13 protein-coding genes are annotated in these 15889 nt (G+C 73.8%); 6 read left to right on the forward strand and 7 right to left on the reverse strand.

The features are described from left to right. Nucleotides 1-55 precede the first annotated feature (55 nt). A complete protein-coding gene (locus QSJ97_RS02500) occupies nucleotides 56-817 on the reverse strand; it encodes an MlaA family lipoprotein (RefSeq protein WP_285669962.1) in 762 nt (253 codons plus the stop codon). Nucleotides 818-985: 168 nt separating this feature from the next. Between QSJ97_RS02500 and QSJ97_RS02505 the strand changes: the two genes are divergently transcribed. Both QSJ97_RS02505 and QSJ97_RS02510 read left to right on the forward strand, forming a co-directional pair. Further along, the gene (locus tag QSJ97_RS02505; protein ID WP_285669963.1) at nucleotides 986-3601 is read left to right on the forward strand and encodes an MMPL family transporter; all 2616 of its coding nucleotides are present in this window, start codon (nucleotides 986-988) and stop codon (nucleotides 3599-3601) included. Then, entirely contained in the window at nucleotides 3598-4200 is a 603-nt protein-coding gene (locus tag QSJ97_RS02510; protein WP_285669964.1) for an MlaC/ttg2D family ABC transporter substrate-binding protein, read from the forward strand. The genes QSJ97_RS02505 and QSJ97_RS02510 overlap by 4 nt, the downstream gene beginning before the upstream one ends. 62 nt (nucleotides 4201-4262) lie before the next feature. On the opposite strand, the gene QSJ97_RS02515 is transcribed toward QSJ97_RS02510, so the two are convergent. The 3 genes from QSJ97_RS02515 to QSJ97_RS02525 form a co-directional block, all read right to left on the reverse strand. Then, a complete protein-coding gene (locus tag QSJ97_RS02515) occupies nucleotides 4263-4787 on the reverse strand; it encodes a hypothetical protein (protein ID WP_285669965.1) in 525 nt (174 codons plus the stop codon). A 146-nt stretch (nucleotides 4788-4933) separates the two neighbouring features. After that, nucleotides 4934-6739, reverse strand: coding sequence for an aspartate--tRNA ligase (aspS, locus tag QSJ97_RS02520; RefSeq protein WP_285669966.1), 1806 nt, complete (start codon nucleotides 6737-6739; stop codon nucleotides 4934-4936). A gap of 980 nt (nucleotides 6740-7719) precedes the next feature. Next, the gene (locus tag QSJ97_RS02525) at nucleotides 7720-8226 is read right to left on the reverse strand and encodes a DUF3592 domain-containing protein (RefSeq protein WP_285669967.1); all 507 of its coding nucleotides are present in this window, start codon (nucleotides 8224-8226) and stop codon (nucleotides 7720-7722) included. A 173-nt stretch (nucleotides 8227-8399) separates the two neighbouring features. Between QSJ97_RS02525 and QSJ97_RS02530 the strand changes: the two genes are divergently transcribed. Continuing rightward, complete coding sequence (locus QSJ97_RS02530; RefSeq protein ID WP_285669968.1) at nucleotides 8400-9092, forward strand: class I SAM-dependent methyltransferase; 693 nt, start codon at nucleotides 8400-8402, stop codon at nucleotides 9090-9092. 28 nt (nucleotides 9093-9120) lie between these two features. Here QSJ97_RS02530 and QSJ97_RS02535 read toward each other — a convergent pair whose 3' ends face one another. Then, on the reverse strand, nucleotides 9121-9804 hold the full coding sequence (locus QSJ97_RS02535; RefSeq protein WP_285669969.1) for a CPBP family intramembrane glutamic endopeptidase: 684 nt from the start codon (nucleotides 9802-9804) through the stop codon (nucleotides 9121-9123). 128 nt (nucleotides 9805-9932) lie between these two features. After that, nucleotides 9933-10562, reverse strand: a complete 630-nt coding sequence (locus QSJ97_RS02540) for a YiaD family glycine zipper/OmpA-like lipoprotein (RefSeq protein ID WP_285669970.1) — start codon at nucleotides 10560-10562, stop codon at nucleotides 9933-9935. A gap of 202 nt (nucleotides 10563-10764) precedes the next feature. Here QSJ97_RS02540 and rnd point away from each other — a divergent pair, with 202 nt between their 5' ends. Beyond that, nucleotides 10765-11952 (forward strand): ribonuclease D, encoded by a 1188-nt coding sequence (gene rnd, locus QSJ97_RS02545; RefSeq protein WP_285669971.1) that lies wholly within the window; start codon nucleotides 10765-10767, stop codon nucleotides 11950-11952. Nucleotides 11953-12156: 204 nt separating this feature from the next. Beyond that, nucleotides 12157-12405 carry a PepSY domain-containing protein gene (locus QSJ97_RS02550; RefSeq protein WP_285669972.1) on the forward strand — a complete coding sequence of 83 codons (249 nt, stop codon included), beginning with the start codon at nucleotides 12157-12159 and terminating at the stop codon, nucleotides 12403-12405. 1899 nt (nucleotides 12406-14304) lie between these two features. On the opposite strand, the gene QSJ97_RS02555 is transcribed toward QSJ97_RS02550, so the two are convergent. Further along, a complete protein-coding gene (locus tag QSJ97_RS02555; RefSeq protein ID WP_285669973.1) occupies nucleotides 14305-14760 on the reverse strand; it encodes a hypothetical protein in 456 nt (151 codons plus the stop codon). A 157-nt stretch (nucleotides 14761-14917) separates the two neighbouring features. On the opposite strand from QSJ97_RS02555, the gene QSJ97_RS02560 reads away from it, so the two are divergent. Continuing rightward, nucleotides 14918-15346, forward strand: coding sequence for a SufE family protein (locus tag QSJ97_RS02560; RefSeq protein WP_285669974.1), 429 nt, complete (start codon nucleotides 14918-14920; stop codon nucleotides 15344-15346). Nucleotides 15347-15889 lie beyond the last annotated feature (543 nt).

Here is a 15889-nt window from a genome sequence, read left to right on the forward strand (position 1 = left end):
GGCGCCCCGGCCGCCGCCGCGGCGCTCTCCCTCGTCTCGTCCATCGTGCCGCGCCTCAATTCACCGGTTCGTCGTCGAAGATGTCGGGCAGCGTGTCCTCGACCTGGTCGCCGAGGATCAGCGAGTCGCGCCGCTGCAGGTAGATCGTGCGCAGGCTGATATAGCTGTTCTCGGAATTGTAGAGCACGTCGTCGATCAGGTCGGCATTGCGCGCGCGGTCGTGCACGATCTCGGCGCCGTTGTAGACCGGCGAGAACACGTCGAGCGCGTTCGAGTTGAAGAAGCCGGTATAGGTCAGCGGGTTGAGCGCGATGTCGCCCATCGCGCCGCCGACATCGCGGGTGGTCGAGGGGCCGAGCAGCGGCAGCACCAGATAGGCGCCCTCGGCGACCCCGTACTTGCCGAGCGTCACGCCGAAATCGGTGTCCTCCTTGGGCAGGCCGAACTCGGTGGCCGGGTCGAGCAGCCCGCCGGCGCCGAGCACGGTGTTCATGGTCAGCCGGCCGAAGGCGGTGCCGGCGGCCTCGATATCGCCCTGCAGCAGGTAGTTGGCGAAATCGTTCACCGTGTCGAGGTGGTTGAAGGCGTTGGTGAGCAGGAACTGGATGATCTCCGGCGTCACCGTGTCATAGGCCTGGCTCACCGGGCGCAGCACGTAGCGGTCGGCCTCGATGTTGAAGTCGTGGATCGCCTCGTTGGTCGCGCGGTAGGGGTCGCGCTCGTCGAAGCTGGCGCCCGGACCGGGGCTCGCGCAGGCGGCGAGGGTCAGAACCGCGGCCATCGCGGTCACGGATCGGACGGTGTGGGAGAGGCGCATGGCGTGCTCCGGGCTGGCGGCTGTGCCGCAGATTGTGATCGCGCGCGGCGCCCGATCCGGGTAACGGGCTCTGGCGCCGATGGTTCGCGTGACACTAGACTGCGCGGCGAGGCGCCTCAAGCGCCGCGCCCGCATTGTGACCCGCGGGCAGGAAAGAAGGCGAGGGCAGTGCGTAGCGATTGGGCAACCGAGGCGGCCGGGCGGGCCTGCGCCGGCTGGATCGCGGCGGCAGCCGGCCGCCCGCGCGCCGTTCTGGCGGCGCTGGGGCTGCTGCTGGCGGCCGCGGTCTGGGCCGCGAGCGGGCTGAGGGTGGACACCGATTCGAGCCGGATGCTGGCGCCGGAGCTGCCCTTCCAGGCCCGGGCGCAGGCGCTGAACGCCGCGTTTCCGGAGCTGAAGAACACCATCGTCGTCGCGGTGCGGGGGCCGCGCGCCGATCCGGTGGAGGCGGCGCTGACGGCGCTGGCGGCGCGGCTCGAGGGCGATCCCTCGGTGGCCTCGGTCTTCGCGCCCTCGATCGACCCGTTCTTCCGCACCCACGGGCTGCTCTATCTCGACGAGGCGGCCTTCGAGGCGCAGCTCACCCGGCTCAGCAAGTCGGCCAACATGCTGGCGCGGCTGCGCGAGGACCAGAGCCTGCCCGGCTTCCTGCGCGCGGTGGACGAGGCGCGGGCGCTCGCCGCCGCCGCCGAGGGCTTCGATGCCGGCGCGCTCGACCGGCTCTATGCCGAGGCGGCGGCGGTGATCGCGGCGGCGGCGGAGGGCGAGGCGCGCAGCTTCGACTGGACCGGGCTGTTCGGCGATGCGGGGCCGGTGCTCCGGGTGCTGACGCTGACCCCGCGGCTCGACTATGCCGCGCTCAATCCGGCCAGGGCGGCGATGCAGGCGGCGGCGGCGGCGGTGGCGGCGCTGCCGCCCGAGATCACCGCGGAGGTCGAGATCGGGCTCACCGGCGACCCGGTGCTGCGGGCCGAGGAGCTGCGCAGCGTCACCGCCACCATCGGGCTCTCGCTGGCGATCTCGGTGCTGCTGGTGGCGCTGGTGCTCTGGCTGGCGCTCGGCAGCCTGGCGCGGATGGGGCTGGCGCTCGGCGCGCTGCTGGTGACGCTGGTGCTGACCACCGGGGCGGCGGCGCTGGCGGTCGGCGCGCTCAACCTCGTCTCGGTGGCCTTCATCGTGCTGATGGTGGGGCTCGGGATCGACTTCGCGATCCACCTGATGGCGCATCTCGAGGAGGATCTGGCGGCCGAGCCGCTGCCCGGCGCGCTGCGGGCCTGCGGGCGCCGGCTCGGCGGCGCGCTGGCGCTCACCGCGGCGACCACGGCGGCCGCCTTCCTCGCCTTCGCGGGCACCGATTTCATCGGCATGGCGCAGCTCGGGCTGATCGGCGCGATGGGGGTGGTGATCGCCTTCCTCGTCGCCATCACGCTGCTGCCGGCGGCGGTGGCGCTGCGCCCCCGGCTGGCCGCGGCGCCGCGCCGCCGGGCGGTGCCGGCGCTGCCGCCGATGCCGCGGCTCGGGCGGCTCGGCGCCGGGCTCGCGGCGGCGCTCGGGCTGGCGGCGCTGCTGCTGGTGCCGCAGGCCCGCTTCGATGCCGACCCGATGAGCCTGCGCAACCCCGAGGCGCGCTCGGTCGCGGTCTATGGCTGGCTCGCCGCCGATCCGCTGCGCGCGCCGCTGCGGCTCAGCCTGCTGACGGAGACCGCCAAGCAGGCCTCCGCCGCGGCGCGGGCGCTGAAGCCGGTGGTCGAGGTCGACGGCACCACCTGGCTCGGCGATCTGGTGCCGAAGGACCAGGATGCCAAGCTGGCGCTCTTCGACATCGCCTGGCCCTCGATCGACTTCGCGGTCAATGGCGAGCCGGTGGCGCTCGCCGAGCCGGGCTCGGGCGATCCGGCCGCGCTGGCCGCGGCGCTCGGCGCGGAAGGCGCGGCGGGGCGGCTGGCGGCGGCGCTGGCGGCGCTCGGCGCGGCGCCGGAGCCGGCCACCCGCGCCCGCGTCGAGGCGGCGCTGTTCCGCCATTTCCCCGCGCTGATCGGCCGGCTCGAGGCGCAGCTCGGCGCCGACCGGGTGACGCTGGAGAGCCTGCCCCCGGCGCTCGCCGCGCGCTATCTCGCCGCCGATGGCCGCTACCGCGTCGAGATCCGCGCCGCCGCCGACATCTCCGACCCGGCGGCGCGGGCGCGCTTCGTCGAGGCGGTGCAGCGCGTCGCGCCGGAGGCCGGCGGCCCGCCGGACCAGATCGAGGGCGCCGCCCGGGCCGTCGCCGGCGCCATGCTGCAGGCGGTGCTGGTGGCGCTGGCGGCGACCGCGGGGCTGGTGCTGCTGGCCGCTGGGCGGGTCTGGCCGCTGGTGGCGATCCTCGTGCCGGTGGCGCTGGCCGGCGCGGTGACCGCGGCGGCGACGGTTCTGCTCGACATGCCGTTCAACTATGCCAACGTGATCGTGCTGCCGCTGCTGATCGGGCTCGGGGTCGATGCCGGGGTGCATCTGGCGCTGCGCACCGAGCGCTCGGCGGCGGTCTATGCCACCTCGACGCCGCGCGCGGTGCTGGCCTCGGCGCTCACCACCATCGGCGCCTTCGCGACGCTGGCGCTGTCGGACCACCGCGGCACCGCCTCGATGGGGGTGCTGCTGGCGATCGCCGTCGGCGCCGCCGTCGCCATGGCGCTGGCGCTGTCGCCGCCGCTCGCCCGCCTCGGCGCCCGCGCCCGAGGCCGCGCCCGTTCCCGCGTCGCCCCGGCGCCGCCGCAACCCGACCCGAATGAAGGAGACCGCAGATGACCCGTCTCGCCCGCCTCGTGCTCGTCCTCGGCCTTGCCGCCGGGGCTCTGCTGCCGGCAGCCGCCGGCGCCGCGGAGACCGAACCCGCCGCCGCCCGCGCCACCGCCGAGGCGCTGGTCGAGGGCGCCCATGGCGCGCTGGCCGATCCCGGCCTCGACGAGGCCGCCCGCAACGACCGCCTGCGCGCCGCCGTCTCCGAGGCCTTCGCCTTCGACATCTGGGAGCGCTTCCTGCTCGGCGAGCGCGGCGACGGCTTCTCGGACGCCCAGCGCACCGCCTTCCGCGCCGCGCTGCCGGGCTTCCTCGCGCATCTCTACAAGAGCCAGTTCGGCAAGGGGCTGGAGGCGAAGCCGGAGATCCGCGACACCCGCGCCGTGCGCTCCGACGTCATCGTCTCCGCCGGCATCCCGCGCGCCAACGGCAAGACCCTGCCGGTGGACTGGCGGATCCGCGAGTTTGCGGCGCGCGGCGCGCTGGTGATCGACGTGATGGTGGGCGGGGTCTCCTTCCTCGTGCTCAAGCGCGAGGAGTTCGGCGCCATCCTCGACGAGCGCGGGCCGGAGGGCCTGCTCGCCTTCATGGCCGAGAACAGCATCTGAGCCGGCTGCGGCGGCCGCGGCGGCATTGCGGGGGCGGCGCGCCGCCCCCGCAATGCCGCCGGCTAGCTCTTCGACTGCTTGGCGATCATCTCGGCGAGGCGTTTCTCCAGCGCGGCGATCTTCTTTTCGAAATGGGCGCTCTGCTGCTTCTCGTATTCGGCCATGCGCTTGGCGTAGTCCTGCCCCTCGGCCCGCACCTCCTTCACCATCCGCTCCAGATAGTCGGTCTGCTTCTTCTCGTAGACCTCGAGCTTCTTCACCCAGTCGCCGATGCCCTTGTCCAGGTCGCTGACCTTCTTCTCCAGATAGTCGGTCTGCTTCTTCTCGTAGTCCGTGTTCTTCTTGACCCAGTCGCTGACGCTCTTGTCGAGGTCGCTGACCTTCTTTTCCAGATAGGCAGTCTGCTTGGTCTCGTAGACATCGAGCTTCTTGACCCAGTCGCCGATGTTCTTGTCGAGCTCGGCGATCTTCTTGTCGGTATACTCATTGGCCTTGCGGCCCTGATCGCCGAGGGTCTTCTGCAGCTGGGCGAGCTGCTTCTTGACCTCTTGGGCGAGCTTGAGCGCCTCCTTTGCCGTGTCGGCCATGGTTTTCCTCCGCCATTGCGGAGCGCTCCGGTGCCGGGCCCCGCTTCCCCGGGGCCCAGCCTGCGGGTTCGGCGCCCGCACATCAAGCATCGCGTTCCGTCAGGGCAGGAGGCCCGCGCCGGGCCGGCCGGCACGGGCCGGCCGGGTCACTCCCGCGGCAGCAGGCGCAGGCCGAGCTCGCGGAGCTGCTCGTTGGTCGCCTCGGAGGGCGCCTGCATCATCAGGTCCTCGGCGCGCTGGTTCATCGGGAACATGATGACCTCGCGGATGTTCTCCGCCCCGGCCAGCAGCATCACGATGCGGTCGACGCCGGGCGCGATGCCGCCATGCGGCGGGGCGCCATAGCGGAAGGCCGAGATCATGCCGCCGAAATGCTCGTCGACGAAATCGCGCGACTTGCCGGTGATCTCGAAGGCCTTGTACATGATCTCCGGCCTGTGGTTCCGGATCGCGCCGGAGCTGAGCTCCACCCCGTTGCAGACGATGTCGTACTGGTAGCCCTTGATCTCCAGCGGATCCATGGTCTCCAGCGCCTCGAGCCCGCCCTGGGGCATCGAGAAGGGGTTGTGGCTGAAGTCGAGCGCGCCGGTCTCCTCGTCGCGCTCATACATCGGGAAATCGACGATCCAGCAGAAGCGGAACTCCTCCTTCCAGGCCTCGTCCGGCTGCAGCTCGGCCCAGATCACGTTGCGCGCCTTGCCGGCCACGTCGATGAAATCCGCCGGCCGGCCGCCGAGGAAGAACGCCGCGTCGCCGGCGCCGAGGCCGAGCTGGGCGCGGATCGCCTCGGTGCGCTCCGGCCCGAGGTTCTTGGCCAGCGGGCCGGCGCCGACCGTCGCGCCGCCCTCGTCGCGCCAGAAGATGTAGCCCATGCCCGGCAGGCCCTCCTTCTGCGCCCAGGAGTTCATCCGGTCGCAGAACGCGCGGGAGCCGCCCTTGGGCGCCGGGATGGCGCGGATCTCGGTGCCCTCGCCCTCGAGGATCCTGGCGAAGATCTTGAAGCCGGAGCCGGCGAAATGCTCGCTGACCACCTGCATCTCGATCGGGTTGCGCAGGTCCGGCTTGTCGGAGCCGTATTTCAGCATCGACTCGGCATAGGGGATGCGCGGGAACGTGGCCGTCACCGGCCATTTCCCCTCGCCGTGCGCGCGCTCCGGGGCGAACTCCTCGAAGACGCCGCGCATCACCGGCTCGATCGCCTGGAACACGTCCTCCTGCTCGACGAAGCTCATCTCGATGTCGAGCTGGTAGAACTCGCCGGGCGAGCGGTCGGCGCGCGGGTCCTCGTCGCGGAAGCAGGGGGCGATCTGGAAATAGCGGTCGAAGCCGGCCACCATCACCAGCTGCTTGAACTGCTGCGGCGCCTGCGGCAGCGCGTAGAACTTGCCCGGATGCAGCCGGCTCGGCACCAGGAAGTCGCGCGCGCCCTCGGGCGAGGAGGCGGTGAGGATCGGCGTCTGGAACTCCATGAAGCCCTGGCCGGTCATGCGGCTGCGCAGGCTGGAGATCACCTTCGAGCGCAGCACGATGTTGGCATGCAGGCGCTCGCGGCGCAGGTCGAGGAAGCGGTAGCGCAGCCGCGTCTCCTCCGGGTAGTCGAGCTCGCCGAAGACCGGCAGCGGCAGCTCCTCGGCGGCGCCGAGCACCTCCACCGCGCGGGCATAGACCTCGATCGCGCCGGTCGGCAGCCTGGGGTTCACCAGGTCATCGGCGCGGGCCTTCACCTCGCCGTCGATGCGGATCACCCATTCCGCGCGCACCGTCTCGATATCGGCGAAGGCCGGGCTGTCCGGGTCGGCGAGGACCTGGGTGATGCCGTAATGGTCGCGCAGGTCGAGGAACAGCACGCCGCCATGGTCGCGCACCCGGTGGACCCAGCCCGAGAGGCGGACGGTCTGGCCGACATGGGCGGTGTTGAGCTCGGCGCAGGTATGGCTGCGATAGGCGTGCATGGGGCTCCCTCCGGATCGCGGTTGCGGCCCGGATAGAGCCCCTGCCGCGCGCGATGTCAACGCCCCGCCGGCGCGCGGTGCCAAACCGTGGCGAAAGCGGCGCGCCGTGGCCGCCCGGGCGCCGCCGAAGGGCGGGGGTGCCGCCGAAGTGCGGGGAGCACGGCCGAGAGGACAGGGACGCTGCCGAAGGGCTGCGCTCGGCCGAAATGCGGACGGCTTTGCCGAGAGGCAGAGGACTCGACCGTAGGACGGGGGCTCGGCCGGAGGGCCGGAGGCTCGGCCGAATTGCGGGCGGCTTTGCCAAGAGGCAGAGGACTCGGCCGAAGGACCGGGGACTCGACCGAAGGACCGGGGGCCCGGTCGAAGCGCAGAGGGTTCGGCCGGAGCGCCGGAGGCTTTGCCAAGGGGCAGCGGAACCGACCGAAGGACCGAGGGGCTGGGGCGCCGCCGAATGACGGGGGCTCGGCCGACGGGCTGGCAACTCGGCCGAAGGGCAAGTGGCTCAGCCGAAGGGCCGGCGGCTTGGCCGAAGGGCGAGTAGCCCGGCCAAGGGGTGGCCGGCGTTGCCAAGGGGCACGGGACTCGACCGAAGGACCGGGGCTCGGTCGAAGCGCAGGGGGCTCGGCCGAGGGGCTGGGGCGCCGCCAAAGGGCGGGGGCTGGGCCGACGGGCGGGCAACTCGGCCAAAGGGCTAGTGGCTCAGCCGAAGGGCCGGCGGCTTGGCCGAAGGGCAAGTAGCTCGGCCGAACGGTGGGCGACTTGGCCGAAGGGCAGGGAGTACGGCCGAAGGGCAGGGAGTACGGCCGAAGGGCAGGGAGCTCGGCCGAAGGGCAGGGGAGCTCGGCCGAAGGGCAGGGGAGCTCGGCCAAGGGGCAGGGCTCGGCCAAGGGGCGAGCGAGCTTGGCCGAACGGCCAGGGAGTCCGGCCATGCGGCAGCGAGCCCGGCCAATGGGCGGGGCCCGGCCGCAGGGCGGGTGCGCTCAGCCGAAGGGCAGGGGGGCGATGCCGGCGAGCTTGCCGGTGAGGCCGGTCAGCCCGGCGGCGAGGCCGAGCGCGAAGGGCAGGGCGAGCCAGGCCGCCTCGCGCAGCGCCGAGGGGGCGCGGCCCGAGAGCCGCGGCCGGTCGCCGTCGGTGCGCACCAGGACGCGCCCGCCGGTGGGATCCTCGACGGTGCGGGTCTCGGCGACGAAGCGGCGCCGGCGGCCGGTGCGGTCCTCGTAGGTGATCACCGGGTGGAAGCCGCCGCCGATCGCCGGCTCGGCCTCGACCACCTTGCCCTCGGCGACCCGGGCGATCAGCCGGGCATGCAGGAGCTGCAGGAGCTTCACCAGGCTCACCGCGAGGCAGAGCGCGGCCAGCGCCAGCAGCCCGGCGCCGATCAGCCCGGTCTCGATCCCGTAGCCGAGCAGCAGCTCCTCGACCCCGGCGGTGACACCGCCGGATGCGCCGCCGGTCTCCGGCTCGGGGGCCTTCAGGAATTTCGCCATCACCCTCTCCTATGCCGTTGCATGACACCCCAGGCCGGGGATACGGCAGAATCGCCGCGGTTTCCATGCCCGGCGCATCGCCGCCGGCCACAGCTTTGCGCGAGACACGGGCGCCGCCCGCCGCTATCACGGGCGCGGCCGGACCGCGGCAGCCGACAGGATGGAGAGAACCGATGAGCCGAGCGCTTGCCAGCATCGCCCGACGCCTCGCCCCGCAGGGCATGCGCAAGGCGGTCGCCGCCGAGGTGATCGAGGGCCTGCGCGCGGGCTTCCGCGCCCAGCTCGCGGCGCAGCCGCAGGTGGAGCTCGGCGCCCGCCATCTCGCCAGCACCGTGGTGCTGCCGGATCGCGAGGCGATGCTGGAGCGGCTGCCGAAGGGCGGCCGGGTGGCCGAGATCGGCGTGGCGGCGGGAGACTTCACCGCCGAGATCCTCGCCCGCACGGCCCCGGAGCGGCTCGACCTCGTCGATGTCTGGGGCAGCGCGCGCTATTCCGGCGACCTGATGGAGAGCGTCGCCCGGCGCTTTGCCGGCGAGATCGACGCGGGCCGGGTGCGGATGCATCGCGGCCTCTCCACCGAGATCGGCCCGGGCTTCGCGGACGGCTGCTTCGACTGGGTCTATATCGACACCGATCACAGCTATGCCACCACCCGCGACGAGCTCGCGCTCTATGCCGCCAAGGTGAAGCCCGGGGGCATCCTCGCCGGGCACGACTACACCTCCGGCAGCTGGGTCAGCCTGCTGCCCTATGGCGTGATCGCCGCGGTGCACGAGTTCTGCGTCGCCGAGGATTGGGAGCTCCTCTATCTCACGGCCGAGCAGCGGGTGCCGCCGAGCTTCGCGATCCGGCGAATCGGCGGCTGAGCGCCGGGGTGCCGGGCGGCCCGCCGCCTCAGGGCGTGCGGCCCACCGCGCCATGATAGAAGAACACCCCTAAACCCGAGGTGAACATGATCTGCCCGGCCAGCGCGTGCAGCAGCACCGCGAAGAGGAAGCAGTTGGAGCGCAGATAGGCCGCGCCGAAGATCGCCCCGGCGACCACGGTGGAGAGGATCGTCACCGGGTTCATGTAGAACAGGTGGCCGAGCCCGAAGGCCGCAGCATTGGCCGCCAGCGCCCAGCGCTCGGAGCGGAACAGCCCGCCATAGCGGCGGAAGAACAGCGGCCGGTAGATCAGCTCCTGCGGCAGCGCCGAGGCCAGCGGGTAGAGCAGCATCACCATCAGCCAGAGCCTGGTGTTGTCGCGCGGGAAGGCGAGGTAGCGGTCGGGCACCAGCCAGAGCGCCAGCGCCGAGCAGATCACGAAGGTCGCGATCCCCATCAGCACCGCGATCAGCGCCGAGCCGGGGGCGGGCCAGCGCAGCAGCTCGCGGAAGCCGAAGCCGGGGGTGATCGCCAGCAGCCCGGCGGCCACCACGGTCAGCGCGATCAGCACCGGGAACAGCGGGTAGCTGCCGAAGAAATACGCCATCAGCACCGGCACGCCGACGAAGAGCGCCAGCATCTCGCCCCAGAGCCGCAGCCGCGTCGGCCGCGACATCGCGGCGGCGGCGGGCTCGCGCGCGGCTGCATCCATGAATCGCCTCCATCTCGGGTCACGGCGCCCGGCGGAGCGCCCGCAAAGGCCGGGGCCCCGATCACCAGATCGGGACCCCGGGCGGTCATTGCAATGGACGGCCCGCGGCGGATCGCGCCGCGCCGCGGTCAGGCCTGGGCCGGGATGATGACGATCTCCACCCGCCGGTTCTCCTGGCGGCCCTGCGGCGTCTCGTTGCTGGCGATCGGCTGGCTCTCGCCCATGCCGAAGGAGGCGACGCGCCCCGGATGCACGCCCTGGCTGCGGAAGAAGTCGGCCACCGCCAGCGCCCGGTCCTCCGAGAGCCGCTGGTTGTACTCGTCGGTGCCGCGGCTGTCGGTGTGGCCGATCAGGTCGATGAAGCTCTCGGGGTATTCCTGCAAGGTGATCGCGATATCGGCCAGCGGGCCCTGGAAGCCCGGCGCGATGCGCGCGCTGTCGGTGGCGAAGGTCACGTTGCCCGGCAGGATCACCACCAGCCGGTCGCCGCGGTTCTCGACATAGGCGCCGGTGCCGGCGAGGTTCTGCTCGAGCGCCGCCTGCTGCTGGTCGAGATAGACCCCGACGGCGGTGCCGGTGAGCAGCCCGATGCCGGCGCCGACCAGCGCGTTGCGGCGGTCGTCGCCGCCGGCCAGGGTGCCGAGCGCGGCGCCCGCGCCGGTTCCGACCACCGCGCCGCCGGCGGTGTAGGCGCCGGGTGTGTCGCAGCCCGAAAGGGCCAGGGCTGCGGCCCCGGCGATGAGAGTGGTCCGGATCATGCTGGTCTCCCTCGCAACTTGCGATCTCACTGCCCGCCCGGCGGAGGCCGGGCGCCTGTGCCCAATCATCTATGGCGATCCGGCGCGGATCAAGGGGCTGCCCCGCCGGCTGCCCCCGCGACAACCTGTGCCGTCCCGCGGGCGATTCGAGGGCGGTTCAGGCGATTGCACAGCCGTCGGGGTCGGTCTACAACGTGCGACCATGCAGCCAGTGACCGATACGGATACGCTCGCGGCGCTGTGCCGCGCCTATGCCGACGCCCCCTTCGTGACCGTCGATACCGAGTTCATGCGGGAGCGCACCTATTACGCGCAGCTCTGCCTCGTGCAGATGGCCCGGCCCGAGGGCTCGGGCGGCGGCGACGGCCTTGCCGATGCCGTGCTGATCGACCCGCTGGCCGAGGGCATCGACCTCGCGCCGCTGCTCGAGCTGATGGCGCGGCCGGTGCTCAAGGTGTTCCACGCCGCGCGCCAGGACGTGGAGATCTTCTTCAACCTCGCCGACGAGATCCCGGCGCCGCTGTTCGACACCCAGATCGCCGCGATGGTCTGCGGCTATGGCGAGCAGGTCGGCTACGAGACCCTGGTGCGCCGCATCGCCAAGGCCGAGCTCGACAAGAGCTCGCGCTTCACCGACTGGTCGCACCGCCCGCTCTCGGCCAAGCAGCTCACCTATGCGCTGGCCGATGTCACGCATCTGCGCCCGGTCTACGAGGCGCTGGCGAAGCGGCTCGACGAGTCGGGCCGCGCCGGCTGGGTCGCCGAGGAGATGGCGGTGCTGACCAGCCCGGAGACCTACCGGACCGATCCGGACGAGGTCTGGCGCCGGGTCAAGGCGCGCTCCACCAGCCCGCGCTTCCTCGCCGTGGTGCGCAGCCTCGCGCGCTGGCGCGAGCTCACCGCGCAGGCCCGCGACGTGCCGCGCAACCGCATCCTCAAGGATGACGCGCTGGTCGAGGTCGCCTCGGCGCGGCCGACCAGCCCGGAGGAGCTGCACAAGCTGCGCCTGCTGCAGCGCGAGGGGCGCAAGGCCGAGACCTCGGCCGAGATCCTCGCCGCGGTGGCCGAGGGGCTGGCCTGCCCGGAGGACCGGCTGCCGCGGGTGCCGCCGCCGCCCCGGCGCAAGGAGGGCTCGGCCGCCGTCGCCGATCTGCTGCGGGTGCTGCTGAAGGCGCGCGCCGACCAGCTCGGCATCGCCTCCAAGCTGCTCGCCTCCTCGTCGGATCTCGACGCGCTGGCGGGCGAGGAGGCGCCGGACCTGCCGGTGCTGCGCGGCTGGCGCTTCGAGAGCTTCGGGCGCGACGCGATGCGGGTGCGCGACGGCGAGGTCGCGCTCGCGGTCGGCCGCCAGGGCATCGAGCTGATCGAGCACCGCCCCGCCGCCGGCTGAGCCCGGCGAAGGCCGCGCGGCCGGAGGGCGGCGCCCGGGTTCCGGCCGTGCCGGCGGCGCGGCTCTCCGGGCGGCGCCGGTCCCGGCAGGTGTCGATGCCGCGGCGGTTCCGCGGTCCGGAGCGGGCCGGGGTCGCCGGGGGCCTTGTGCGAAGCGTAGGTTGTGCGAAAAAACCCTGCGCCGACACGACACAAGGAGAACGCCATGAAACCCGCCATCATCGCCCTGGTCGCCACGCTGTCCGCCGCCCTCCCGGCGGCCGCGCAGGACGGTGCGAAGCCGGCCCTGTCCACCGTCATCGCCGGTCTCGAGGCCGACGGCTACCGCGTCACCGAGGTGGATGTCGACCGCGACGCCATCGAGGTCGAGGCGGTCACGCCGGACAGCCGCCGCGTCGAGCTCCGCATCGACCCTGCGACCGGCAAGATCCTGAGCGAAACCCCCGACGACTGACGCCCGCGCCCGCCACCACCGGCGCACCCGCGGCGGCCCCCGGACCGGACCAGCCAGCGCCCGCGGCCCGTTGCCACCGGCGTGCCCACGGCGGTTGCCGGACCGGACCAGCCGGCAATGCCGCGCGCGCGGGCGGTCGGGCACGTCAGCGGAGCGGGTGCGCCAAGCTGGCCGGCGCGCTTGCCCCGTAGCCCCGCCATGACCGCGGCCAGCGCGGACGGACGGCCGGGCGGCGTCGGGCAGGGCCGGGTTTCAGGGGGCATGGAGGCCGGCAGGGCTCGGCTCCGTCCTCACTTTCCGGATCGCGGCGACGACAACGGCTGCGGCGGCGACGACAGCAGCGGCGGTGCCGTAGCCCGGGGGCCGACCGCCGCGAAACCAGCCCTGTCCACCGCAATCGCCGGGCGGCCCGGCCGCCTCCGCGGCGCGGGCGTGCCCTGCCTGTCGGCGCTCTCGCCCCGCGGCCCCGTCAAGACCGCGGGCCGCGCGGACGGGCTGCCGGGTTGCGCGTGCCGGGCCGACCTTCGGGGGTATGGAGAACGGCAGGGCTCGGCTCCGGCCTCCCGGCGGCTGCGCAGGCAACCGCGAAACCGGCCTTCTCTACCGTCATTGCCGGGCGGTCCGGCCGCCTCCGCGGCGCGGGTGCGCAGTGCCTGCCGGCGGGCTTGGCTCGCGGCGCCGGCATGACCGTAGCCCGCGCGGACGGGCTGCACGGGCAGGGCCGACCTTCGGGGGCATGGAGACCGGCGGGGCTCGGCTCCGGTCTCCCGGCGGCTGCGCAGGACGGTGCGAAACCGGCCCTGTCCACCGTCGTCGCCGGGCGGTCTGGTCGCCTCCGCGGTGCGGGCGCGCCCTGTCTGCCGGCTGGTTTGCCACGCGGCCCCGGCATGGTCGCAGCCCGCGCGGACGGGCGGCCGGCCTGCGCGGGGCAGGGCCGACCTTCGGGGGTATGGAGACCGGGAGGGCTCGGCTCCGGTCTCCCGGCGGCTGCGCAGGACGGTGCGAAGCCAGCCCTGTCCACCGTCATCGCCGGCCGGCCCGGCCGCCTCCGCGGCGCGGGCGTGCCCTGCCTGTCGGCGCGCTCGCCCCGCGGCCCCGGCATGACCGCGGCCCGCGCGGCCGGGCTGCGCGGGGCAGGGCCGGCCTTCGGGGGGCATGGAGACCGGCAGGTCTCGGCCCCGCCCTCCTGGCGGCTGCGCAGGATGCCGTGAAACCGGCCCTGTCTACCGTCATCGCCGGGCGATCTGGTCGCCTCCGAGGTGCGGGCGCGCCGTGCCTGCCGGCGGGCCGCGGCCCCGTCAAGACCGCGGGCCGCGCGGACGGGCTGCCGGGTTGCGCGTGCCGGACCGACCTTCGGGGGTATGGAGACCGGCAGGGCTCGGCCTCGCCCTCCCGGCGGCTGCGCGGGATGCCGCGACGCCGGCCCTGTCCACCGTCGTCGCCGGGGGGTCGGGGCGCCTCCACGGTGCGGGCGCGCAGTGGGCTTGCCCCGCGTCCCCGGCATGATCGCAGCCCGCACGGACGGGAGGCCGGGCTGCGCGGGGCAGGGCCGGTTTTCGGGGGGGATGGAGGCCGGCAGGGCTCGGTTCCGGCCTGCCTTCCCGGATCGCGGCGGCGACGATGGCTGCGGCCGTGGCGACAGCAGTGGCGGCGGTGGTAGCGGCGGTGCCGTGGCCTGGCGGGCGGCCGCCGCGGCTCCGGCCGGCCGGGGCGCCGCGGGTAGAGCCGCGGGAACGGGGGTTCGCCGCGGCGCGGTTTCGCCGGCCGGGAGGTTCGCGCGAACCTCCGCCTGCGCGCCCTGGCGCCGCGCGAACCGATGTTCGCGCGAACAGGTGTTCGCTTAGGCCGCGGCCGGGATGCGCAAAAGTTCCGGGGAACGGGGTTTCCGGGAACGAAGGTTCAGAAGAACATCTGCACGCCGCCGACGGTCGCGTGCACGCGCACCCCGCGGGCGGTGCGGGCGGTGTCGATCTGGAGCTCGGCATCGGCGCGCACGGCGCGGGCCTTCAGCGTGCCCGGCGGCATCGTCAGCCCGCGCGGCGGGGTGTCGACCACGAAGTCGTAGTCCAGCATCCCGTCCGAGGCCGGGGCGCCGCCGCGCCGCGCCACCAGCCGCGGGTTGGAGAAGCCGAGCCCCGGCGCGGTGCCGTAGGCGGTGAGCATCAGCCCGGCGCGGGTGCGCCCGATCTCCAGCCGCTGCACCGCCTGCACGTTCTCGGTCTGCACCTCGATCGCGGAGAGCACCTCCGGCGGCGCGGCCTCGCCCTCGGCCTCGTCCGAGCCGAACAGCGAGCAGCCGCCGAGCGCCGCCAGCGCCGCCGCCGCCGCCATCGTCCAGATCAAACGCAAACGCATCGCCACCTCCCTCGAGCTTTGCCTCTCGATATCATCAGCCCGCGCCGATGAAAGGGGAAATCCGCCGCAGCGGTGCCGGATCCGCCATTCCGCCGCCGCCGGACTGGACGGAGCCCGCCGCTGCGCTTAAGTCGAGGGCACGTTACGGGAGGACCGCATGGCCTCAGAGGCTTTCGAGGACCTGGTCGCGGAGTTCGAACTCTTCGACGACTGGGAGGAGCGCTACCGCTACGTCATCGAGCTCGGCAAGGCGATGCCGCCGCTCGGCGAGGGCGAGCGCGTGCCGGCGCACAAGGTCGAGGGCTGCGTCAGCCAGGTCTGGCTGGTGCCGGAGCTGGCCGGCGCCGGCGCCGATGCCCGGCTCGATTTCCGCGGCGACAGCGACGCGATGATCGTGCGCGGGCTGATCGCGGTGCTGCACCGGCTGTTCGCCGGCCAGCGGCTCGCCGACGTGGCGCGCACCGACGCCCATGCCGAGCTCGCCCGGCTCGGGCTCGACACCGCGCTCTCGGCGCAGCGCTCGAACGGGCTGCGCGCCATGGTGGCGCGGCTGCAGGGCCTGGCGCGGGCCGCCGCCCCGGCCTGAGCGGCCCCCGGCTCGCCCGGCCTGACGGCTTCGGCCCGGCCTGACGGCCCCGGCTCGGCCCTGTCTGACCGGCCCGGTCTGTCCCGGTTGGCCCGACCCCGCGACCTGGCCCGGCCTGACCTGCCCCGGCTCGCCCGAGCTGGCCCCGCCTGACGGGCCTGACCTGCCCCGGTTGGACCAATCTGGCCCGGCCGGACGGGCCAGATCTGCCCCGGCTCGCCCGAGCTGGCCCGGCCTGACCTGCCTGACCTGACCCGGTTCGCCCGACCTGACCTGGCCTGACGGGCCTGACCTGCGCCGGCTCGCCCGTGCTGGCCCGGCCTGAGCGGCCTGTCCTGCCCCGGTTCGCCCGTGCTGGCCCGGCCTGAGCGGCCTGACCTGCCCCGACTCGACGGACGCGGCACGGCCTGACGGGCCTGACCGGATTGGCCCGACCGGCCCGGCCCGGTCTGTCCCGGCTGGACCGGCTCGACGCGCCCGGCAGATCGCCCCGGCAGTCCGCCCCGCGAGGCCGCCCCGCGAGGCCGCCCCGCGAGGCCGTCC

The sequence above is a fragment of the Paralimibaculum aggregatum genome, assembly GCF_030270585.1.
GTDB classification, from domain to species: Bacteria; Pseudomonadota; Alphaproteobacteria; order Rhodobacterales; family Rhodobacteraceae; genus Thermohalobaculum; species Thermohalobaculum aggregatum.

What these genes read in the sequence shown, in the direction of transcription:
- QSJ97_RS02560 (WP_285669974.1), top strand. Translation starts at nt 14,918, where the DNA reads ATGGCCTCAGAGGCTTTCGAGGACCTGGTCGCGGAGTTCGAACTCTTC.
- QSJ97_RS02530 (WP_285669968.1), top strand. Translation starts at nt 8,400, where the DNA reads ATGAGCCGAGCGCTTGCCAGCATCGCCCGACGCCTCGCCCCGCAGGGC.
- aspS (WP_285669966.1), bottom strand. Translation starts at nt 6,739, where the DNA reads ATGCACGCCTATCGCAGCCATACCTGCGCCGAGCTCAACACCGCCCAT.
- QSJ97_RS02535 (WP_285669969.1), bottom strand. Translation starts at nt 9,804, where the DNA reads ATGGATGCAGCCGCGCGCGAGCCCGCCGCCGCCGCGATGTCGCGGCCG.
- QSJ97_RS02525 (WP_285669967.1), bottom strand. Translation starts at nt 8,226, where the DNA reads ATGGCGAAATTCCTGAAGGCCCCCGAGCCGGAGACCGGCGGCGCATCC.
- QSJ97_RS02555 (WP_285669973.1), bottom strand. Translation starts at nt 14,760, where the DNA reads ATGCGTTTGCGTTTGATCTGGACGATGGCGGCGGCGGCGGCGCTGGCG.
- QSJ97_RS02540 (WP_285669970.1), bottom strand. Translation starts at nt 10,562, where the DNA reads ATGATCCGGACCACTCTCATCGCCGGGGCCGCAGCCCTGGCCCTTTCG.
- QSJ97_RS02510 (WP_285669964.1), top strand. Translation starts at nt 3,598, where the DNA reads ATGACCCGTCTCGCCCGCCTCGTGCTCGTCCTCGGCCTTGCCGCCGGG.
- QSJ97_RS02500 (WP_285669962.1), bottom strand. Translation starts at nt 817, where the DNA reads ATGCGCCTCTCCCACACCGTCCGATCCGTGACCGCGATGGCCGCGGTT.
- QSJ97_RS02550 (WP_285669972.1), top strand. Translation starts at nt 12,157, where the DNA reads ATGAAACCCGCCATCATCGCCCTGGTCGCCACGCTGTCCGCCGCCCTC.
- QSJ97_RS02515 (WP_285669965.1), bottom strand. Translation starts at nt 4,787, where the DNA reads ATGGCCGACACGGCAAAGGAGGCGCTCAAGCTCGCCCAAGAGGTCAAG.
- rnd (WP_285669971.1), top strand. Translation starts at nt 10,765, where the DNA reads ATGCAGCCAGTGACCGATACGGATACGCTCGCGGCGCTGTGCCGCGCC.